Genomic DNA, 20,853 nt, shown 5'->3' with positions numbered 1-20,853 from the left:
TCACCCCTCGTTGTGCTTCCGCCACGCCTGGCGCACCCTCGCGCGCCAGACCTCGTAGCCCTCCGGGCCGTCGCCACACCGCTCGGCGGTCACCGCCGCCTCGTCCGTCCACGCCGCGGCGACCGCGGGGGCGGCTCCGGTCAGCGTCTCGATCGCGGCCGCGGACCGCTCCGGCACCTCCAGCGACACCACGTGCGCCTTCGCCGCGAACGCGGCGCCCTGCGCGATGTGCTCCTCGAAGCCCGCGGCCCGGTCCAGCAGCTCGCCCAGCCGCTCCGGGGACAGCGCCCCCGTGTACGCCGCGGCCAGCCCGATGCCGGCCCACACGTCCGACCGGCGGGCGGCCGGGAAGGCACCGATCGTGTCGGCCACTCCGGCCGGGTCGCCGCCGGCGTAGAACCACAGCGCCCGACCGACGCCCTGATCACGAATTGTCCGCATATTTCCGCGTGCCGGCCGCTCGACCCAGTGCCGGACCAGCACCCGCTGGGACTTGAAGAAAGCCTGGTGGAAACCCCATCCGTCCCATACGAGCCAGCGCAGCAGTGGCCGCCCGAAGCGGATGCCCGTCCACGGATGCAGATGCGTGCGCGCGTACGCCCAGCCGACTCCGACGTGGATCAGGTGGATGTACCGCGCGCCCGGCCCTTCGGCCAGCAGGCGCACCCTGCGGCCCCCCGAGAACGTGGCCAGGTCGACCAGGGCGACGCCCATGGCCGCGCCTTCGAAGGCGAATCCGCGTAGATCGTGCGGCAGCACCGTGAAATCCAGGCTCGCCGGATCCGCGCCGAGGGCGGTGTTGAATCCGGTGGCGAAACTCTGCACCACGTCCGCCAGGCGGGCACGAGCCTGCGGATCACCCGGCGGAAAACCCAGGCGCCCGACGTCGAGGGTCTTCGGATCGATTTCCAGGAAGCCGCGCAACGGCGGCGTCAGCAGATTCCCTACAGCGGCCATTCCAACCCCACAGTGGCAATACTGACCGGCGGCGTTCAGCCGGGGATTTTTCCGCCGTGCCGGCGGCGACCGCCGTGGCCATCGGCCGGGGCGGTCTTATGGGGCAGCGTCGCCGAAAAGACGACCGACTAGCGCCCCAGCAACTTCCGCGCAGTGCGTATGAGCGGCCTTACGCCCTTCTACTCATACACGCGGCAAGGCGAAAAGTCACGCCTCTTCTTCGTTCTTCGCGACGGCCTCGTCGAGCTGGCCCGCAGCCTGGTCGAGAATGACCACAATCCATTCCGCCAGGCTGAGCTCCATCGCTTCCGCGGCCTCCTGCCAGCGGCGTTGGCGCTCAGCGAGCACGTCGATGCGAACGGTAGCCTCGACCGGCTTCTTGCTGTCGCCGCCGTTGCGAATTCCTCGCAGGCGCTTTCTGAGTTCTCTTCTCGTCCAGCCCAGTTCCGCCGCCTGCTGGAGCCAGTGCTCCTGTTCGGATGGCGGGAGTGCGGCCACCTCGGCGTGGTGCTGGAGACTGAGTTGGTCCCGCCGGCGGGACCTCGGGATGCGGCGCGCGATCCAAGCGTAGTTCTTGAGTGTCTGGTAGTCGAGCGAGGTGGCCTCGATGGCCATCCGGTACCGGTTCGGGTAATGCCGCTCTCCGTAGATGAGCCAGTCGCCGAGCCACCAGCGCGAGCAGTCCGAAATAAGGGATATCTGGCGTCCGATCCGCTGCCATGTCTCAAAGGGAAGGCGAGGGGGCAGCTCCAGACCGCTCCGCCGCGGCCTCGCCGACTGGTCGAGGACCATTCTGGCCGCGGAGACCCGGTTTGCCTCTTCTATGGGGGACCGATGAGGCGATGTGTAACGCTGCCCATTCCCGGAGCCGGACACGAATATCCTCCCGAACAGTCGCCAGACGCTGCATGTTGCCGCTTCAGGTCACAGGCTGGAGAAAAATATTTCGACCACGGCTTCTACCAGTCCCCTTGGCCGTGGCGCATACGAATTCCCGGCAGACTTGATTTCGGCCCCCTCCGATCGCCCACCACCGGCGGCCGCCCCCCTCCGATCGCGCCTAACGCCCGTCGGCCGCCCACCTGCGATCGTCTCCAGCCTTCGCTGCGAGCAGCAATGATGGTCATCGTCAAACTATTTCAGCAGGTTGTCAATAGGGCGAATCGGTGATTAACGCCTTGCCGAGGTGATCTCATCGAGATGAACCGCTGCCATTGACCTTTCAAGCGTGTCTCACGTGGAAGAGGTGAGTTTTCCGTGGCGGGCGCCGCCGGCACCGCACGGGCCCTGCCGGCGCCGGTCAGGTCGCCGACCGGGCGGTGGCCGCCTCCACGATCGCCGCAGCCCATTCGAGCTGACCGCGCGTCCCGGGCACCTCCAGCACGGCGTCGCGCAGGCGCGGCCACAGCCCCGCGCTGGACCACGCCGCGAAGCGCCGATGCGCGGTCGGCACGCTCACCCCGAACTCGGCCGGCAGGTGCCGCCAGGCGCACCCGCTCGTCAGCACGTACACGATCGCGGTGAACACCATCCGATCGTCCACGGGCGCAGTCCCGCCACCCTGCCGCCGCGGCGCGAACTCCGGGATCAGAGGGCCGACGATCTCCCACAGCTCATCCGGCACCAGCCGGATCGCAAGGTCCGACATCACGAGCACCGATCATGCCGCATCCACCGGCCGACCACATGAGACATGCTCTTAGTAATCTCGGACAGGCGGGCTCGGGAAGCCGCGGGGACGCATCGCGTCGGCCCGAACAGCGCGAAGCCACGCTATGAAGTTGTCTCACCACAAAAGATCAGCTCAATGGCGTTGGGCTCTGCGTGATCTCGTTCATCGCGCGCACGCTGGACGTCTCCGTAAAATTCGTTCGGTCCGGGGCCCGGATCCGGCGCCGCCGGCGGCGGCCGCACCGCCTCGCACCGCCGACCGGGGCGCGGACCTGCTCCGGCAGGCTCCGCCGGCGTCGTGTTGGCCCGAGGCGGCGGCGAGCGGGCCCGCCGCGGGACAGGACCACGAAATCCCCTGCTCGTCCCCACGGCGCTACGTAGACGCTCTAATTGGGGTGCCCCGCGAGCCACGCCGGAAGCGTGCTTCCGCGCGTGTCCCGCACGACGCGGCCGATCGCTCCGGCCGCTTACCAGATGACGAATGGGCCGCCGCGGATAATCTCGCCGGGATCACGCCGCCCGGGCCGTCGCCCACAGCCGGCCCCGTGCGCCCCGCACGGCACCGATGAGCCGCCGACAGCGCACGTTGCGCGGTTTCACCGCGTGTCCCTGCCGGGGCGCCACCTCAGCCGGTCGCGCCGGTTGTCACGAGAAGACCGTGCATCACGAAAGGCGCGGCCTCCAACTGAAAGTCCATCATCGGATGGTGGCGCTTGACCACACCTTGCAAGGTGAGCAGGCAGAGCATGGGGAAAATGAACTCCGGCTCGGCGTAGAGGCGGTATTTCCGCTGCAGATCGAAGAGGTCCAGGCAGAACGCGGGGAGATCGAAATCTCGGGCCACCATGCCAACATTTCGCATGACAAGGTCGGATACCTCACCACGAAAGGCCTCGATGTTCGTTTCCGATTCCGTGCGCCGCACCGTGGACAGCAGGATGTCGGCGCACACCTCCCCGTCCCCCCGGATCATGCCGGCGAAGAACCCGGTGAACCTCTCCCGGGCCTCGGCGCTCATCCGGAAGACCAGACCGGCGTCCAGGAGCACGACGGTGCCGTCGGGCATGAAGTAGGTGTTCCCCTGGTGCAGGTCGATGTGGAGGAAGCCCTCGATGAACAGCATCCGGTAGACGGCGTGCACCAGCGAGGTGATCTGCGCCTCTCGGACCCGTGCGGGAAGGGATTCGATCGCGCCGCGGTCGAGTCCCTCGATGAACTCCATGGCGATGACGCCGTCTCCGCACAGTTCGGGGACGGGCCTCGGAACGACGACACCCGGGACCTCGGCGAGATCGTCGTGCAGCCGGCGCAGGTTCGCCGCCTCCGCGCCGAAGTCGAGCTGGGCCATGAGGCAGTCGCCGATCTGGTCGACGATCTCCAGGAACGGCACCCGGCGGAGGGGCGGAAGCCGCGCGGCGACGGCGGCGACGGCCCGTAGCACGGCCAGGTCCGCCGCGATCGCGGCGCCCGCGCCGGGGCGGCGCACCTTCACCGCGACCGCCCGGCCCCCGCGTTCCGCGCGGTACACGCAGGCGATCGAGCCGCCGGCCACCGACGGCCCCCCGACCGCCCTCACGAGCTCGGGCGGTATCGGTCCGAGCCCGGCGCGGAGCGTCCGCAGCGCCTCCTCGGGGGTCATCGGCTCCACGCTGTCGTGCAGCCTGCCGAGCGCGGTCCCGACCGTCTCCCCCACGAGGTCCACGCGGGTCCCGAGAATCTGCCCGGCCTTCACGAAGGCCCCGCCCAGCCGTTCCGTGAGACGCGCGAGCTCGGCGGCCAGCCGCGTTCCGCGGGTGCTCCCGGAAGACGTCGCGGCGATGGCGGCCATGCGGACCGCGGCCGCTCCGCCGAACGCGCCTATCCGGACCGCTCGCGCCGCCAGTGCGCGAACACCGGCGCGATCCGCCATCCTCAGGCCGCCTTTCCGGAGAGCCCGTGCTCAAGCGCCTCCCGGAGTCGTGCGGGCCCGGCGTCGAACGCCTCCCGCGGCACCGGGACCGGCTCCCCGACACGGCGGAAGTCCGTCCATCCACCGGTCCGGGTGCGGGAGGCCCTGACCCGCTCGGGCAACCCGCCCACGTCCGGGCGGCCCATCTCCACGACCTCCCAGCGGCGGAACGGTTCCCGGAGGCGGTCGACGGCGCGCGCGACGACCATGCCGGTCTCGTGGTCGACCGCCTCGGTGACGGTGAGGCCGGGCGTGGTGACCGGCCCCAGGTAGCACCGCGGCTCGGCCGCGGACCACCGGCTCCAGGACATGTCGACCTCGACGTCCTCGGGAGTGGCGCCCAGCCCGGGATAGCGCCAGGCCATGAGATCCAGGTATCCGATGTCGGTGAGCGGAAGGCAGTCGAAAAGATAGCGTTCGACCGGGCGCACCGAATTCTTCATCGTGGGTATATGTGTTTCCACTTCACATTCGCCGCGATCGGAGTTCTCGGTTATCCAGACATGGCTTCCGGCAAGGATCTGCGGGAGAAGTACGAATAGACCGGTCACCGCCGAAGGCCCGACAAAACGGCGGCCGACGAGATAGCGCATGGGTCGCCGGCCGATCGCGGCCTCGATGGCGAAGCCATATGATGTCAGGCCGCCCGCGCTGAGATTCGGACGAGCCGGCCTGGCCATGCGCACATAGTCCACTGATGGCACCTTCCCGATGACGGCCGCGACGCGCTCTTCGCTTTCCGTGCTATCGGCGATCAGAATCGGCTGACGGTCTCATGTCGATGGCGATCACGTAGTGGGCTCATTACTCTGCGCCGGTGCAACGCTTGGTCATGTCGTCACGGAAATAGAGGCGCTCGCCGCCAGTAAAAGCTATCGCCGCGACGGCGTCAAGATAGGACGTCCAAGTCCGGCGCGGCCGGCGGCGCGGCGACGGAAGATCCCGCCGTAGAACGCGACATCGAAGACCGCCGCCCGGGCGCGCGCGATTTTACCGGCAGGGGCGGGCGGCTATCGAGATCTGTCTTTGAAGGCCGGAAGGCGGCCGCCGATACGGCGCCTGCGGGAGCGGCTCTCAGGCCACCAGGCCGAGCAGGCGCGAGCAGCGGATGATCGCGTCCTCGTCGCCCTCCATGACGATGCGCTTCGTGAGCGTCGCCTCCAGCGGGTCCAGGCGCCCGGCGCCGATGTCGACGAAGGTCACCGCGTCCGTGTGGACGACGAGCGCCGGTTCTTCGGTCGCCTTCCCGTGCGCGACCGCCACCTTGCCCTCGAACACCGTGATGTGGAACACGTCGTCGTCGATGCGGAACTCGTACTGCTCGTCGGGGCCTTCCACGGTCGGTGCGGCCATCGCCTCCACCGCGAGCACCGCCCACCGGGGGCGCACGATGTACTCGGCCTTGGGCTCGGTGAGCACGCCGAGCCCCCAGCGCGCGAGCACGAGCACCGCCTCGCGCAGGCCCTCGCCCTGCTCCGTGAGTTCGTACGCCTTGACTTTCGAACCTTCGCGGGACCGCTGCCGAATGAGCCCGACCTCGGTGAGGAACTTCAACCGGTCGGCCAGCAGGTTGGTCCCGAGACCGGGCAGATTCGCCAGCAGTTCGTTGTAGCGGCAGGGGCCGGTGAGCAGTTCCCGGATGATGAGCAGCGTCCAGCGCTCACCGACGATGTCCAGCGCGCCGGCGAGGCCGCAGTACTGTCCGTAGTTCCGACGCTGATTCACGTACTCCTACCGCCTCCCAGGTTCACTTTAGAAGTGTATACCCAGAGGGGCGCACTTCGCGGAACCTTCGGCGATGCCGGCCGGCGCGGGTCCCTTCCGCGCCGCGGCCCGCCTTTCCGGGACCGCCGCCGGCGCGTCGCCGCCCGGGGCCGTCAACTCTCGGTCGCGGCCCACGCCTTCTTCGCGTTCTTCCACGTCGGGGAGTTGACCTCCTCCCACGCACGGCTGCGCAACTCCTCAAGGACATGCGACGGTACGACCGTTCCGGTCATGTTCGCCCGGTAGATGTTCATCGTGTCCGGATCGAAGTCGCGCCGAAGATGCCCTTCCGAAATCGCCGTGTCGAAAAGGGGCGTCCCCGGAAGCGGGACCACGATGAAGAAGTTCGCGGCGTCGAGTCCGAAGGACACGTGATCGCGGGCCATGCGTATCGTGGACTGGATCTCCTCCATGGTCTCGTCGGGATACCCCATCATGTAGTTGCCGAAAATCTTGAAGCCGTAGTCCTTCAATGCCACGATCAGCGATTCGATGTCGGCCATCTCGATGTTCAGCTTGTTGCTCGCGTACTTGCGCAGGATCCGGAGATTGCCCGACTCGAACGGAAGGTTGAGCTGGGTGAACCCGGCCTCGGCCAGGGCCTCCAATACCTCGTGGTCGGGTTTCCACCGCTTGAGGAGGTGGATGATGTTGATGCCGTTCAGATCGCAGATGTCGACCCCGGCTCCCCGGATCTTCCCCAGCAGCCGCAGGGCGCGCTTCTTGTTCCCGAGGAGCGAGTCGTCCTCGATCATCACGTGCTCGACGCCCAGCCCTTTCAGGACGTCCAGCTCGCGCAGCACGCGATCGTCGGACTTGGCGCGGTACCGCCCGATGGGGCCGCTCACGCTCCCTTCCTGCTCCCCCGCGATATGGCAGTAGGCGCAGTGGAAGGGGCAGCCGAGGGAGGTCATCATGTCCGCGTAGCGCAGCTCCGTGCCGGACTCCCACACGCCCGAGTGCGGCCGGGCGATGGTCCAGTACCGCTCGTTCGGCAGCAGGTCCCAGGCGGGCATGGGAAGAGTGTCCAGATCCCACACCACGTCGTCCGGGCGCGCGGGGTTGACGCGGATCTCGCCGGAGTCCAGGACCGCGACACCGCTGATCCCCGCGAAGTCCGGGCGGGCCGACCGCCGCACCTCGTCGACGATCTTGACGATCGTGCCCTCGGCCTCGGAGAGGCAGACGGCGTCGAACCCGGCCCGGAAGAACTGCGGCAGCCGCGACCGCGCGTTGACCCCGCCCGAGACGAGGACCTTCTCCGGGAAGGCCGCCCGGATGAGCCGCGCGCAGTGCAGGACCATCGTCTCCTGGTCCGTGAAGATCGAGGTGATCCCCACGATGTCGTAGGCCGCGACCTCCTCCAGGATCCGCTGGTCGCTGACGCCCGTCCGCAGGAAGCCGCTCGGCAGCTGGACGGGCTTGTCGAATATGCCGTCGAGCTCGTCGGAGTCGTCCCCGACGCACGCGTCGAACACGCGCACGTCCACGCCGTGGTCGCGCAGCGCGCCGCCGAGGTTGGGGTACGCGAGCGACCCGTTCGGCTTGCACACCGTCCCCGGGGCGCTCTGGTTCGGCGGATACAGAAGCAGGACACGTACATCACGCAAGGCCATGCAGGACTCCTCACCCGGCGGCGTCCCGGTCCGTGCCGCGTCCCGCCGGCCGCGGACGCGATCTCGGAGGAGGACCGCCCGGGCCCGCCGTGCAACCTCACTGTACTATATGCTTCTAAAGTTAACACCGCGCGGGTGGTGTCCGCCCTCTCTGGAGGTACGTCGATGTCCCACGGGTCCTCCCCCGCCCCGCAGGGCCGTGCCCTGACCGAGGTCGATCGGTCGGCCGCCCCGGTGTACGTCCGGTGGGAGCGGCAGCTCCCGGGGCTGATGGGCCGGCTCGGCGTGGATCCGGTGGGAGTGGTGCAGGTCGGGGCGCATGTCGGGCAGGAAGTCCCGGCGCTCGTCCGGTGTGGTTTCCGGCGACTCGTCATGGTGGAGCCCAACCGCGACCACTCCGCTGCGCTCGCCCGCGAACTCGGGCGCCATCTGGCCGGCCGGCCGGAGCCCGGGGAGGGCCGGCCCGCCCAGGAGGTCGTCATGGCCGCCGCGGGGCGGGAGCGCGGGACGGCCACCCTGCACGTCACGGAGTACGACCAGCAGGCCAGCCTGCTCGCGCCGCTGCCTCCGATGACGGTGACCCGGCTGGACACCACCGATGTCATTCCGGTGCGCGAGGTCCAGCACGGCTGCAACGTGCTCGTGGTGGACGCCCAGGGCGCGGAGCTGGACGTGCTGGCGGGCGCGGACCTGGACCGGCTGGACCTGGCCGTGATCGAGGGCAGCGCGGAGGCCCGCTACCACTGCGGGGCGACCCGGCAGAACGTCGCGGCCTACATGCAGGGCCGCGGCTGGAGGCTGGTGGCGAACTGGACCCACGCGCGGGCCAACGTCGCCGACATGGCCTGGCTGGCCCCCTCGACCACCCTGCGTGCCGCCTACCGCGCCGACCGGGGCTGAGGGCGGCCCCACGATGCGACTGCCACGATCGGCGCGCCATGCACGTCCGTGAGACGGCCGTTCCCGGGGCCTACGTCCTCACCTCCGACCACCACTCGGACCGGCGGGGCGGCTTCTTCGAGGTCATGCGCGCCGACGTCCTCGAAGCCGTGCTGGGGCGCCCCTTCGTCCCGCGGCAGATCAACTGCTCGACGTCGCGGCGCAACACGCTCCGCGGCATCCGCGGCGTGACCGTCCCGCCAGGACAGGCCAAGTACGTCACCTGCGTCAGCGGCGCGGTGCGCGACATCGTGGTCGACCTGCGGGTCGGCTCCCCGGCCTTCGGGCACCACGCGGTCAACGAGCTGTACGCCGGGTCGGGCCGGAGCGTCTACATCCCCGAAGGCGCCGGCCACGCCTTCCTGGCGCTCACCGACGACACCTGCGTCTGCTACGCCCTTTCCAGCACCTACGCGCCCGAAGCCCAGATCTCCATCAACCCGCTGGATCCCGACCTCGCGCTTCCCTGGGGGACGACGGAGCCGCCGCTGCTGTCCGACGGGGACGCGGCGGCGCCCAGCATGGCCGAAACCGTATCCGCCGGCCTCCTGCCCCGTTGGCGGGAGAGCGGCGATCCTTCTACGCGCCTGCGAGGAAGCAACCGATGAAAGCTCTGGTGCTGTCGGGTGGATCGGGAATGCGGCTGCGCCCTTTCAGCCACTCCATGGCCAAGCAGATGATGCCGATCGCCAACAAGCCGGTCCTGGAGTACGTCCTGCTCAACATCCGCGCCCTCGGCGTCACGGACATCGGCATCATCGTCGGCGACCGGGCGCAGGAGATCATCGATTTCGCGGGCGACGGCTCCCGGTTCGGCGCGCGGGTGACCTACATCCACCAGGACAGGCCGCTCGGCCTCGCGCACTGCGTGATCCTGGCCCGCGCCTTCCTGGCCGACGACGACTTCGTGATGTACCTGGGCGACAACATGCTGCCCCAGGGGGTCGCGGACGTCGCCGGCGACTTCGCCGCGCAGCGGCCCGACGCCCAGGTGCTGGTGCACAAGGTGGCGGACCCGCGCGCCTTCGGTGTGGTGGAGCTGGACGTCGAGGGCCGGGTCGAGCGGCTGGTGGAGAAGCCGGAAGAGCCCCGGAGCGACCTGGGACTCATCGGGGTGTACTTCTTCACCCCGGCCATCCACGAGGCGGTGGCGTCGATCGAGCCGAGCGCCCGGGGCGAGCTCGAGATCACCGACGCCGTCCAGTGGATGCTGGCCCGGGGCGCGGACGTGCGGGCCACCGAGTACGGCGGCTACTGGAAGGACACCGGCCGCGCGGAGGACGTCCTGGACTGCAACCGGCGGCTCCTGGAGGCACTGCAGCCCGGCATCGCCGGCGAGGTCGACGCGCACAGCGAGGTCGGCGGCGTGGTCGTCGTCGAGGCCGGGGCGCGGGTCGTGCGCTCCCGCATCGAGGGCCCCGTGATCGTCGGCGCGGGCTCGGTCATCGAGGACTGCCACATCGGTCCCCGCACGTCGATCGGCCGGGGCTGCGTCCTGCGGCGCACCGGCGTCGCCGGCTCCATCGTCCTCGACAACGCGTCCGTCTCCGGCTTCGCCGGCCTGCACGACTCGATCATCGGCCGCAACGCCAGCGTGAGCGCCTCGGCCCGGCCCCGGCTGGTCGTCGGCGACGACACGCGGGTCGAGGTTCCGGCCTAGCCCGGCGGGTGCGCCCGGGACCGTGCGGTTCGCCCGGGACCGTGCGGTGCGCTCAGGCGCGGGCGGCGGAGCGCCGGGCCCGCGCTTCGAGCCAGGCCTCGTGGGCGCCCCGCACCTTCGCCCACAGCGCGGTCCGCTCCTGCGGGCCCACGTCCGCCAGCGGGAGACCGAAGACCTCGGCGAGCGCGCCGTACCACTCCTCCGAGGTGCCGAGTGCTCTCGTCGTCCCGCCGGAGTCGTCGGTGTGCCGCAGCATGCATCCCGTCAGGCTGTCGACGCTCGTCGCGTCGCGCCGCATCACCGCGACCGTCCTCACCAGGCGCGATTCGGGGTCCGTGGCCAGGTAGGGGTGCCACTCGGCGAAGTCCGCCGGACCGGCGGGCGCCGTCGAGAAGTCGAGCCCGGCGATCGCGCCGCCGGGGTCGTGCTCGAAGCGCCAGCAGCCGGGCCCGAACTCCGAGGAACCGAGCCGGAAGGCGAAGGGTCCCTGCCGGTACTCGCCGGGACGCAACGGCAGGGGTTCGTGCAGCCCGTCGCCGAGGCCGACGTCCACCATCCAGGACTCACCCTCGACGCTCACGGTGAGCACCAGGTGCGGAGCCGGTTCGGCCGGGCCGACCGGCGGCAGCTTGCGGCTCGCGTGAACGCCGGCCCGGTGCCACGTGACGTCGTATCCGAGCGCCGCGAGCAGGGTGGAGAACGCGCCGTTGAGCTGCACGCAGTACCCGCCGCGCCCCTTCAGCACCTGGCCGGCCGCGTCACGCGGGTCCGCGGTGGTCGGCCGTCCCAGCTGGATCTCCAGCACCTCGTACGGCACCCGCTCCACGTGGGCCCGGTGCAGCACGAAGAGCCCGGAGCGCGACGGCCCGCCCGGGTCGCCGACGCCGAGGCGTTCCAGGTAGTCGGCGACGTACCGGGGCCCGCCCGGCTCCGCCGGGACGGGCGCGGGACCCGAAGTGTGCTGGCCAGGCATGACCCTCCGTCCGGACCGGGTGCGGTCGCGCCACCGCTCCACCGAGCTGACTTTAAAATAACGTAGCACAGCCCGTACTCGCGTCCCGGAGGGAGGCGCGGCGGCCGCTCGCCGCTTAGGCGCGGCCGCGCCGCGAGTAGGCGTACGCCGTCAGGGGCGCGAAGACCGCGACGAGGATCGCGCAGGCCAGGAACGCCCGCCCCATCTGGCCCGCCGTCTCGGTGCCCTGCATCAGCCCGCGCACGGCCGTCGCCGCGTGGGTGATCGGGTTGACCCCGATGGCGGTCTGCAGCCACGACGGCATGGTCTCGCGCGGCGCGATGATGTTGCTGCCGAACAGCAGGACCGAGTCCAGCGTGATGATGAGCATCTGCGCCGACGCCGCCTGGCGCACCGCCACGCCGACCAGGGCCCAGACCCAGGCGAGGCTGAAGGCGAACACCTGGAGGAACAGCAGCGCCAGCACCACGCCGCCCAGCCCGCCGTCAGGGCGGAACCCGAGCGCCAGCCCGAGCAGCAGCGGCACGACCGACGCCACCGCGTACCGGACCACGTCTCCCAGCATCGCCCCGACCAGCACCGACGGCTGCCACACCGGCAGCGACCGCAGCCGGTCGAAGACCCCCTGGTCGATGTCCACGTTCAGCACGAACCCCGTGTTCATGCTCGCGAGCACGATCGCGATGACCGACACCCCGGGGAGGAAGAAGTCCAGGTACCTGCCGGGAGACCCCGCGATCGCACCGCCGAAGAGGTAGGTGAAGAGCAGGGTGAACATGACCGCCTGCAGCAGGGCGCCGAACAGCCCCTCAGGCGCTCGCTTGATCTTCAGAAGCGAGCGGGACGCGAAGGTCAGCGACGCCGAGAGAGCGCCCACCCTCGGCGGGCGCTCGCGGGGCGTCAGCAGGGGTCCGCGCACTGTCTCGCCCGCCACCGGCTGGGACGTCGTCATCTCGCCCGCCTCCCTCACTCCGCGCTCAGGCCGTCCAGGGCAAATGATAAACCCGCAGCTTATATAAGGCAAGTCTAATGCCATGCCCCGCGGACCGCCCTGGGAGGGATCAGGCGTGCTCTCGGTGGTAGAAGGCCTCGATGTACTTCACGAAGGGATCCCTGTCGAGGTACCCGTCCCCGTCCTCATCGAGGCGCTGGAACCCGGCCAGGCTCTCCAGTTGCGGGTAACCCGTCGCCGAATGCGTCGTCATCCACACCTGGAGGGAGACCCGCTTGTCGGCGTCCGCGCCCATGTCGAACACGGCGACGCCCCATGGGATGGCGACGTTCTCGATGAAGCCCGGCAGCTCGTGCGAGGCGACCCAGTCCTGCTTGCTCACCTTCTTGTCCCCGGCCGCGTCGACGGTTCCCTCCAGGTGCTGCCACAGCCTGTTGGACGGTCTCGTTATCGCCAGCCATTGGGGAGAGCCGGGCACCACGTGCAGCGCGCGGCACCACCGCTGCACGAGCAGGTCGACGTCGGTCTGCTCGATGACGCCGTCGCCGTCGTGGTCGAAGGCCTTGAAGAGGGCTTCGTACTCTTCGGCAGTGGCCATGCGGAACACTCCTCGGGTCGGGAACGCGTGGCGCGCGTCGCCACCGGTCAGGCCTCCGCCCCTCGCAGCACGGGGTCGAGGCGATTCAGGAGGATCGATCTCCACGCGGTCTCGTGCTCTTCCCTCGTCCTGTCGTCCGGGAAGCCCGCGTGCGTCAGGCGCAGTAGGGAGCCGCTCGGCCGGGGCGACGTCTCGACGGTCAGCACCGTCTCGACCCCGCGGGTCCCCGCCTCGTTGAGCCAGGTCAGCTCGATCAGCCGGCCCGGGTCGACCCGGAGGAACCGGCCGTAGTGCGGATGGCGCCGCCCCTCGTGGAACGTCTGGAAGAAGTAGGGCGCGTTGACCTCGGCCCTCATCACGATCTCACCCGGCTGGGCGAACCACTGGTCGAAGCGCTCCGTCCAGGCGCGGAACACCGTGCCGGCCGGAACGCCCGCGGGATGGTCCACGATCGCGCGGTACGGCCTGGCCGACAGGTCGGGCGGGCAGATCGGCGGCGTCACGAACTCCTCCAGCTCGCTAGACACTTGAACTATATATAGTAATCTCCTGGAGGAGTAGACCGGAGATTTCCTCGTCGGCGCCCGGTCCACGCCCCCAGGGAGGATCCCACCATGCGCGTGCTGTTCATCTCCGTCCCCGCGGCCGGCCACGTCTTCACGCTCGTGCCCCTGGCCTGGGCCTTCCGCTCCGCGGGTCACGAGGTGCTCGTGGCGCTCGCGGAACGCCCCGAGTGGGCGACCGGCGCCGGCCTGCCGGTGGTCGACGTCGCGCCGGGCTACGACGCCGTGGCGATCGCCCAGAAAGTACTCCAGGACGATCCGGAGTTCGCGGAGACGTGGTTCCGGAGTGTCGGGCCGGACAGGGACATCTCCCCCCGGGCGCCCATGTTCGCCGGGTTCAACCGGCCGCTGGTCCCCGGGACCATGGAGGTGGTCGACCAGTGGCGGCCGGACCTCGTCGTCTACGAGCAGACGACCACCGCCGGGGCGATGGCGGCGGCCAGGCTCGGCGTTCCGGCCGTCCAGCGGAACCTGGGGCCCTTCACCACCGGGCGGACCCATCAGCTGACGGCCGGCCTGCTGTCGGACCAGTGCGACGAGTACGGGATACCGGCGATCCCGCGGCCCGCGATGATCCTGGAGCGGCTGCCGCCGAGCATGCTGCACGCCAGGCCCGAGGGCGGGTTCATGGGCGGGCACTCCTACGACGGCGGCGGGGTCCTAGGTGGGCTCTGGCGGCAGCGGCCGCGGCGGCCGAGAGTCGTGCTCTCGCTCGGCGGCGGCTTCTCGGCCAGGTTCTTCGGCCTCGGCACGCTGCCGCCGGTCATCGAGGCCGCGTCGAAGGTGGACGCCGACTTCGTGCTCGCCCTCGGCAACGTCGACACCTCCGCCCTCGGCACGCTGCCGCCGAACGTCCGTCCCGCCGACGGCTGGGTCCCCTTCGGCGAGCTGTTCCGGACGTGCTCGGCGGTCGTGCACCACGGCGGCGCCAACACCGTCCTGACCGCGGTCGAGGCCGGGGTCCCCCAGATGGTCGCGCTCGACCCGCAGGACGTGGCCTCCGAGGCCATCGGGCAGGACGTGCGCGACCGGGGGATCGGGCTGACGGCGCCGGCCGATGAGATCACCGCGACGATGCTGGAACGCCTGCTCGGAGACGAGACGCTGCGGACGGCTACCGCCGAGGTCCGCACGGAGGTCGCGGGCCTGCCCTCTCCCACGGCCGTCGCCGCCGAGCTCACCGACCTCGTCGCGCGCCTGTAGCCGATCCGTTCGCCATCGCGCCGCCTGGGGCGGGGCGACTGAGGGGGATCAGCCCTTCCCCGGCGCCCGGCTCCCGGCCGGGCCGCGGCTCTCGCGCCGTCCCCTGGCGACCTCCGTGGCCAGTGCGTCGAGCGGCTGGGACCAGAACCGCCGGAACTGCTCCAGCCAACCGTCGACCTCGCGCAGCGGCGCGGGGTCGATCGCGTACAGCCGCCGCGTCCCCTCGGGCCGGACGGAGGCGAACCCGTTGTCGCGCAGCACCTTCAGATGCTGCGACACCGCCGGCTGGGAGATGCCGAACTCCTCCTGGATGACGGCGCAGATCTCCCCGGAGGAGTGTCCGCCACCGGACAGCAGCTCCAGGATGCGGCGGCGGACCGGATCGCCGAGAACATCGAACGCGTGCACGGGATAATAATATCAAACTTATATAACTCGGCCTCGAACGCCGGCCGCCGGCCGTGCGCGCTCCCGAGCCGCTACCGGGCGCCGAAGAGGCCGCGGTTCAGGACGGGCTTCGCGGTCTCCTGGAAGTCGATCTCCGGGTCGAGTTCGCGGATGGTCCCCTCGATGACGAGCAGCGACAGCAGCGGGAAGATCAGCTCGGGCGCGGCGTGGATGCCGAACCGGCGCTGCAGGTCGAACATCTCCGTGGCGAAGGCGATCAGGCTGAACTCCTTGGCCGGCAGGCCGTGGCTGCGCTCGACCAGGTCGGCCATCCGCACGATGAAGCCCTCGAGGTCGGCGTCGCCGCGCACCCCCGCCGAGCTCTCGATGACGATCTCGGCGCAGCGGCGGCCCCGGCCGGTGGACATGTTCATGAAGAACTCGGCGAACAGCCGGCGCAGGCGCTCGGTCAGCTGCACGCTGAACCCCGCGTCGAGCACGACGACCTGCCCCTGGCGGGTGAAGTAGAGGTTCCCGGGGTGCATGTCGCAGTGCACGAAGCCGTCGACGAACAGCATCTGGTAGATGGCGGTCAGCGCCGACACCGCGAACCGCTTCCGCATCGCCAGGGGGCATCTCGCCGCGGCGCCCACGTCCAGGTCCGGGATGAACTCCATGACGATGCAGCGCGGTCTCGACTCGGCCTGGTGCACCTGCGGGACCCACACCCGGGGCACGGGCGCGAGGTTGTCGCGCAGCCGCGTCAGGCTGTCGGCCTCCCGGCCGAAGTCGAGCTGGCCGAGGACGGCGGCGCACATGTTGTCCACCACGTCGGTGACCGGGACGCCGCGGAACACGGGCAGGCGGGCCGCCAGCCCGGCGCCCGCCCTCATCAGCGCCAGGTCCTGCCGCATCACCCGGTCGATGCCGGGGCGGCGCAGCTTGATCGCCACCTGGTCGCCGGACGCGAGCGCGCCCCGGTAGACGGAGGCGACGCTCCCGCTGGCGACCGGCCGCTGGTCGACGCGGGCGAAGCGCCCGCCGAGGGGCTGCGTCCCGTAGGCCTCCGCGAAGGCGCGGCGGGTCTCGGCGCGGTTCAGCGGCGCCACCGAGTCCTGGAGGACGGACAGCTCGTCGCAGAGCTCCGCGGGAAGCACGTCCCGCCGGGTGCCGAGGACCTGGCCGGCCTTGATGAACGTGGGGCCGAGCCTCATCAGCAGGACGGCCGTCCGGCGGTAGAGGTACCGGCGTCCCGCCGCGCGTCCGCGCAGCGCCGTCCGGACGAGGCCGGCGATCCCGGCCGGCACGAGGGTGACGGCGACGATCGCCAGCACGCGCGCGCCCCGGCCGGCGAGCGCGAGGCGTGCGGGGGCCACGCGTGCGGCGGGGACCGCCGGTCGCCGCTCAGCGCCTGTCGTCGTCATGCTGCCTGCCTCCGGTGATTCCCGGCACCTCGATCGCCCGCAGCTGGAGGGTCGCGTGGTCGCAGTACCAGATCAGCCTGCCGTCCCAGGCGATCCCGGTGGGACTGCCGTTGACCGTGATCGAGGCCACCTCGCGCCCCTGGTTCAGATCGATCAGGTTGATGGAGCATCCGCGGTAGTCGGCGTAGGCCAGGTAGTCGTCGGAGACGGTGACCCCGGCGACCGGGCGACGCACCGGGTAGCTGGCGATGAGCCGCAGGTCCTCGACGCTGCGCAGGTCGATGACCTGCAGGTCCTCGTATCCCGTCCACACGCCCTGGCTGGTGGCCTCCAGCCCGCACAGTTGCCGCCCCGGCCGCGGGTTGGGCAGCTCGCCGACGACGTCGCCGGACTCTGGGTCGAAGACGCGCAGGGTCCGCCGCTCGCCCACGACCTGGACGAGGCTGCCGCCGAGCGTGGTCAGGTCGGTGCGGACGCCGGGGCACGGGATCCTCCGCACCACCTCGCCGGTCCGGGGGTCCATCGCCGCGATCTGGTTCTGCACCGCTTCCGAGTACCAGAGGTACTGCCCGCTCCAGGTCAGCCCGCACAGTTTCAGGCCGCCGCGAACCGGGATGTCGCGCACCGACCCCGCCGCGTAAGGCATCAGCCCCCTCCTTTCTTGCTGAGGCCGCACTCGAGCCGCCAGTCGGTGGCCGCCCGGACGTCATCGGGCCGGTGCATCCGGACGTGCAGGACGTCCCCCGCCGCCACCGCGGTGTGCCGCAGCGGCCAGATCCAGACCGCCCAGTTGCAGCCCGGATACGAGGGGAGGTTGGACAGCGTCACGCCCGGCGCGAGGGTGGCGGTGAAGTATCCGGCGATGGCGTGCAGCCGGCCGGCCCGGTTGATGGTCAGCCGCCGGCTCGCCCGCTGGTAGGCCCCCTTGCCGCCGTGCTGGTCGGCGATGGCCGCCGGTTCGCCGAGCATCGTGGGCGGGCGCTGGAAGAAGTGCAGCTGGGCGGCGGGAACTACACAATCCTGAACCGCGTCCAGCCGGTAGCCGAAGAAGTCCTCGTTCCAGAGCCCCCAGCCCTCGCCGTCGAACTCGATGGCCGCCAGCCGGGTGACCAGGCGCTCCGGCACGACCCGGCCGCCGGGGGCGAGGTTGCGCCGCGCGAAGGAGCCGAGGACCTCCATCATCTGCTCCTCCGGCCCGAGGTTGCCCATCATCTCCGAGACCACGACGTCCGCCTTGACCGGCAGCCGCACGCGGCGCGCGTCTCCCTGGACGAGGGTGAGCCGGCCCTTGAGGTCGTTCTGCTCGGCGATCCTGGCCGCGACCTGGGCCGTCTCAGGGTCGGCCTCGACGGCGTAGACGTGCTCGGCGCCGCACCGCAGCGCGAGCAGGGACAGCGCGAGCGTGCCGGCCCCGACGTCGGCGACCACCCCGCCGGGCGGTATCGCGTCTTCGAGCGCCCGCTCGTAGGCCTCCAGCCGGGGCCGGTCGGCGAGCATCGCCTGGTGCATCAGCAGCAGTCGCTGGTCCACGACGCCTCCCCTTCGCAGGTACCCGGAACGGCCGGCGGGGCGGGCCGCACATACGTCCCGGCGAGACTGGAACTATTGGAATTTCCATCAGATCCAGTCCCGCCGGACACGTCAAGAGGTTCGCGGGAAACCTCAGATGTTGACCGCCGCCGTCTCACCGACGTGGGCGTCGCGCATCGCCAGCCGGACGCCGGTCAGCCGTGCCTTGACCGTGCCGTCGGTGGTGACGAGCGGCGCGTCCGCGCCGACCATGCTCAGCTCGCTGCCGGTGGCCTCGAGGTCCCTGAGCTTGCCGGCCACGTGGGCGGGCCGGGCCGCGTACAGGTTGCCGTGCGGCGTCACGAGCTCGAACTCGGCGTCGATGTGCAGCTCGCTCGGGAACCGGACCCGGCTGAGGCTGTCCTCGGTGCCGTCGCCCAGCGTGCCGCCCGACGGCCGCGGCCAGCTCGCCCGCAGCATCACGCGGCCGCCGAGGGCCTCGTTGTGGCCGACCATGGCGACCCGGGCCATCTGGGCGAGAACGCCCTGGCCCTCGTCGTGCTTGTCGGGGCCGAACAGGAGGATCTCCGTGCCGGCCGCCTTGCGGTAGTCGCCCTCCAGCTCGATGACCTCGGTCCTGCCGTCGACCTCGACCTCGATCTGGCCCTCCAGCGAGACCTGCATGATCATGGAGGGGTCGACCAGCATCGACATGCAGGGGCCGGCGCTCGCGGCGAAGAACACCGTGGGCGTCAGGCCGACCGGCTCGTTGTCGTCGTTGGCCGGGTACCAGGCCTCGGGCAGGGTGGTCCCGCGCACCACGTTGGGCGCCTGCACCACGTCGAACGGACCGTCGCCGCGCGGGCTGCCCAGGTACGGGCCGGTCAGCGGCTTCTTGTACGGCGGGATGCTGTCGACCACGCCGTAGATGTCGATGACGTTGCGGTGGGCCAGCCGCAGGGTGCTGGTCTCCAGGATGCCGAAGCGCCGGATGTAGAACTCGGCCGGGAAGTTCTTGCCCGGGACGATCTGGCGCACGTGGCCGGAGTTGGGGAGGAACGGGTTGGACAGGACCTGGATGCGGTCGTCCAGCTCGTAGCTGTACCCCTTGATGCCGACCTCGGGCGCGCTGATGAGTTCGGTCTCCAGCTCGGCGTGGCCCTTCTCGTCCACCCGGTGCTCGAAGCCCGGCATCGGCCACTTGTTCAGCTGGACGAAGCCGGACAGGTTGATGGTCTCCCGCCGGCCGGCGTAGTAGTCGTCGCCGAACACGACGGTGGCCGCGGCGAGGATGTGCGGACGAATCGGCTTGGGTTCGAGGTTGAGGGACTCGTACGTCTCACGGAGAGAGCTCAAACCAGACACCTCCAGCGTCTGTCGAGAACGTGTGGTGGGCACCTGCCTGGTCCGCGGATCGTTGACGGGGCCCTGTCGCTGAAGTTTTATATAGCGATTCTTCGTCGTCAAGCCCTACCCCGACACCCTCCCGCCAGCGCCCGCGCGGCGGAGGATTTCAGTGGGCACTTAACTGACCAGCTCAAAGCGAGCACGGCGGGCCGATGAGGACGGCGCGGGCCCCCTGGAAATGAGAAGGATGTTGCTACAATTTATTAAAGTTTCTAGGAGAATCACGGAGAGGCCAGGTCCATGTGCGCGCTCAAGACCACGCCGGTGACGGCGGAACTGTACGACTACCTCACCGCGCACAGCCTCCCCGCGGACGGCGCGCAGCGCCGGCTCATGGAGCGGACCGCCCGGCTCGGCCCGGTGGCCCGGATGCAGATCGGGCCCGACGAGGGGGCGTTCCTGACCTTGCTGGCCCGGCTCATGGGGGCCCGCCGGGCGATCGAGATCGGCACGTTCACCGGCTACTCGGCGCTGTGCATCGCCCGGGGGCTCGCCCCCGGCGGCGACCTTCTCTGCTGCGACGTCGACAAGGAATGGGCGCGGATCGCCCGCGAGGCGTGGACGGAGGCCGGCGTGGCGGACCGGATCCAGCTGCGGCTCGGCCCCGCGCTGGACACACTACGGACGCTCGCCCCCGGCCCGGTCGTCGATCTCGCCTTCATCGACGCCGACAAGGAGAACTACATCGCCTACTACGAGGAGCTGCTCCCGCGCATGCGGCCGGGCGGCGCCGTCCTCGCCGACAACGTCCTGTGGCGCGGCCACGTCGTCGACCCCGTCGCCGACACTCCCCCCGCGGAGGTCTCGGAGACCAGGCGCGCGAGGGACGCCGACACCCGGGCGATCCGCGAGTTCAACGATCACGTCGCCGCGGACGGCCGGGTCGAGGCGGTCATCCTCTCGATCGGGGACGGCGTCACGCTGATCCGCAAGCGGGACTGATCGCGCTCGGGGCGCTCGTGCGGGGCGCGCGGGTCGCCGGACTGATCGGTGCGACCCGAGACCAGCGCGTCGACCATGGGATGGTTCTCGAGAGACATGGATCCCCTCCAGGTCGCGGGCCGGCGCGCGGACGACCGGCCGGGGCCGGGGACGTCCCGGGCTCTTACGCCCACTGCGAACATCCACCGATCCTCGCCAAATCACTTTAGAATCTGATAGTAACCGGCGGCCCCGGGAGGAGCGAGGAGATGTTCGAGAGGTTCACCGACCGCGCGCGGCGGGTTGTTGTTCTGGCTCAGGAAGAGGCCAGGATGCTCAACCACAACTACATCGGCACCGA

The 20,853-nt window shown here is 70.4% G+C and carries 21 protein-coding genes; 5 read left to right on the top strand and 16 right to left on the bottom strand.

Features of this window, described 5'->3' with window-relative positions; translation table 11 throughout:
* The 7 genes from AB0C84_RS26185 to AB0C84_RS26155 all read right to left on the bottom strand — a co-directional run bounded on the left by AB0C84_RS26185 (position 1) and on the right by AB0C84_RS26155 (position 7,956).
* Entirely contained in the window at positions 1-957 is a 957-nt protein-coding gene (locus AB0C84_RS26185; RefSeq protein WP_361071222.1) for a DUF1702 family protein, read from the bottom strand.
* 207 nt (positions 958-1,164) lie between these two features.
* A complete protein-coding gene (locus AB0C84_RS26180) occupies positions 1,165-1,749 on the bottom strand; it encodes an LmbU family transcriptional regulator (RefSeq protein ID WP_361071219.1) in 585 nt (194 codons plus the stop codon).
* A gap of 508 nt (positions 1,750-2,257) precedes the next feature.
* On the bottom strand, positions 2,258-2,605 hold the full coding sequence (locus tag AB0C84_RS26175; RefSeq protein WP_361071409.1) for a transposase: 348 nt from the start codon (positions 2,603-2,605) through the stop codon (positions 2,258-2,260).
* A 648-nt stretch (positions 2,606-3,253) separates the two neighbouring features.
* On the bottom strand, positions 3,254-4,537 hold the full coding sequence (locus AB0C84_RS26170) for an AarF/UbiB family protein (RefSeq protein WP_361071216.1): 1,284 nt from the start codon (positions 4,535-4,537) through the stop codon (positions 3,254-3,256).
* A 2-nt stretch (positions 4,538-4,539) separates the two neighbouring features.
* The gene (locus tag AB0C84_RS26165) at positions 4,540-5,271 is read right to left on the bottom strand and encodes a hypothetical protein (RefSeq protein WP_258943024.1); all 732 of its coding nucleotides are present in this window, start codon (positions 5,269-5,271) and stop codon (positions 4,540-4,542) included.
* A 379-nt stretch (positions 5,272-5,650) separates the two neighbouring features.
* Positions 5,651-6,301: a winged helix-turn-helix transcriptional regulator gene (locus AB0C84_RS26160; protein WP_361071212.1), complete on the bottom strand. Its 651-nt coding sequence runs from the start codon at positions 6,299-6,301 to the stop codon at positions 5,651-5,653.
* A 152-nt stretch (positions 6,302-6,453) separates the two neighbouring features.
* On the bottom strand, positions 6,454-7,956 hold the full coding sequence (locus AB0C84_RS26155) for a radical SAM protein (protein ID WP_361071209.1): 1,503 nt from the start codon (positions 7,954-7,956) through the stop codon (positions 6,454-6,456).
* A gap of 165 nt (positions 7,957-8,121) precedes the next feature.
* On the opposite strand from AB0C84_RS26155, the gene AB0C84_RS26150 reads away from it, so the two are divergent.
* The 3 genes from AB0C84_RS26150 to AB0C84_RS26140 are packed head-to-tail and all read left to right on the top strand — an operon-like array spanning position 8,122 to position 10,555.
* Positions 8,122-8,856: an FkbM family methyltransferase gene (locus tag AB0C84_RS26150; RefSeq protein ID WP_361071206.1), complete on the top strand. Its 735-nt coding sequence runs from the start codon at positions 8,122-8,124 to the stop codon at positions 8,854-8,856.
* A gap of 38 nt (positions 8,857-8,894) precedes the next feature.
* Positions 8,895-9,503 (top strand): dTDP-4-dehydrorhamnose 3,5-epimerase family protein, encoded by a 609-nt coding sequence (locus AB0C84_RS26145; RefSeq protein WP_361071203.1) that lies wholly within the window; start codon positions 8,895-8,897, stop codon positions 9,501-9,503.
* A complete protein-coding gene (locus tag AB0C84_RS26140) occupies positions 9,500-10,555 on the top strand; it encodes a glucose-1-phosphate thymidylyltransferase (RefSeq protein WP_258943029.1) in 1,056 nt (351 codons plus the stop codon). The genes AB0C84_RS26145 and AB0C84_RS26140 overlap by 4 nt, the downstream gene beginning before the upstream one ends.
* Positions 10,556-10,607: 52 nt before the next feature.
* Here AB0C84_RS26140 and AB0C84_RS26135 read toward each other — a convergent pair whose 3' ends face one another.
* From AB0C84_RS26135 to AB0C84_RS26120, 4 genes are all read right to left on the bottom strand, one after another.
* The gene (locus AB0C84_RS26135; RefSeq protein WP_361071200.1) at positions 10,608-11,528 is read right to left on the bottom strand and encodes an arylamine N-acetyltransferase; all 921 of its coding nucleotides are present in this window, start codon (positions 11,526-11,528) and stop codon (positions 10,608-10,610) included.
* Positions 11,529-11,643: 115 nt separating this feature from the next.
* Positions 11,644-12,480: an ABC transporter permease gene (locus AB0C84_RS26130; protein ID WP_361071197.1), complete on the bottom strand. Its 837-nt coding sequence runs from the start codon at positions 12,478-12,480 to the stop codon at positions 11,644-11,646.
* Positions 12,481-12,589: 109 nt separating this feature from the next.
* Positions 12,590-13,078 (bottom strand): EF-hand domain-containing protein, encoded by a 489-nt coding sequence (locus tag AB0C84_RS26125; RefSeq protein ID WP_361071194.1) that lies wholly within the window; start codon positions 13,076-13,078, stop codon positions 12,590-12,592.
* 47 nt (positions 13,079-13,125) lie between these two features.
* Positions 13,126-13,605, bottom strand: coding sequence for an SRPBCC domain-containing protein (locus AB0C84_RS26120; RefSeq protein WP_361071191.1), 480 nt, complete (start codon positions 13,603-13,605; stop codon positions 13,126-13,128).
* An 87-nt stretch (positions 13,606-13,692) separates the two neighbouring features.
* Between AB0C84_RS26120 and AB0C84_RS26115 the strand changes: the two genes are divergently transcribed.
* Positions 13,693-14,844 (top strand): nucleotide disphospho-sugar-binding domain-containing protein, encoded by a 1,152-nt coding sequence (locus AB0C84_RS26115; RefSeq protein WP_361071188.1) that lies wholly within the window; start codon positions 13,693-13,695, stop codon positions 14,842-14,844.
* Between the two features lie 48 nt (positions 14,845-14,892).
* Here AB0C84_RS26115 and AB0C84_RS26110 read toward each other — a convergent pair whose 3' ends face one another.
* The 5 genes from AB0C84_RS26110 to AB0C84_RS26090 all read right to left on the bottom strand — a co-directional run bounded on the left by AB0C84_RS26110 (position 14,893) and on the right by AB0C84_RS26090 (position 19,529).
* Positions 14,893-15,252, bottom strand: coding sequence for a metalloregulator ArsR/SmtB family transcription factor (locus AB0C84_RS26110; protein WP_361071185.1), 360 nt, complete (start codon positions 15,250-15,252; stop codon positions 14,893-14,895).
* A 71-nt stretch (positions 15,253-15,323) separates the two neighbouring features.
* Entirely contained in the window at positions 15,324-16,655 is a 1,332-nt protein-coding gene (locus tag AB0C84_RS26105; RefSeq protein WP_361071182.1) for an AarF/UbiB family protein, read from the bottom strand.
* Positions 16,636-17,301: a PQQ-like beta-propeller repeat protein gene (locus tag AB0C84_RS26100; RefSeq protein ID WP_258943037.1), complete on the bottom strand. Its 666-nt coding sequence runs from the start codon at positions 17,299-17,301 to the stop codon at positions 16,636-16,638. Before AB0C84_RS26100 ends, AB0C84_RS26105 begins: the two co-directional genes overlap by 20 nt.
* Positions 17,301-18,185 (bottom strand): 50S ribosomal protein L11 methyltransferase, encoded by an 885-nt coding sequence (locus tag AB0C84_RS26095; protein ID WP_361071178.1) that lies wholly within the window; start codon positions 18,183-18,185, stop codon positions 17,301-17,303. Before AB0C84_RS26095 ends, AB0C84_RS26100 begins: the two co-directional genes overlap by 1 nt.
* Before the next feature lie 132 nt (positions 18,186-18,317).
* Positions 18,318-19,529: a DUF6004 family protein gene (locus AB0C84_RS26090; protein ID WP_312879732.1), complete on the bottom strand. Its 1,212-nt coding sequence runs from the start codon at positions 19,527-19,529 to the stop codon at positions 18,318-18,320.
* A 282-nt stretch (positions 19,530-19,811) separates the two neighbouring features.
* Here AB0C84_RS26090 and AB0C84_RS26085 point away from each other — a divergent pair, with 282 nt between their 5' ends.
* Complete coding sequence (locus AB0C84_RS26085; protein WP_361071174.1) at positions 19,812-20,513, top strand: class I SAM-dependent methyltransferase; 702 nt, start codon at positions 19,812-19,814, stop codon at positions 20,511-20,513.
* Positions 20,514-20,853 lie beyond the last annotated feature (340 nt).

The sequence above is a fragment of the Actinomadura sp. NPDC048955 genome (assembly GCF_040649435.1).
Taxonomy (GTDB): Bacteria; Actinomycetota; Actinomycetes; order Streptosporangiales; family Streptosporangiaceae; genus Spirillospora; species Spirillospora luteofluorescens.
Note: the sequence above shows the minus strand (reverse complement) of the source record. Positions and strands in the feature narration are given on the sequence as shown.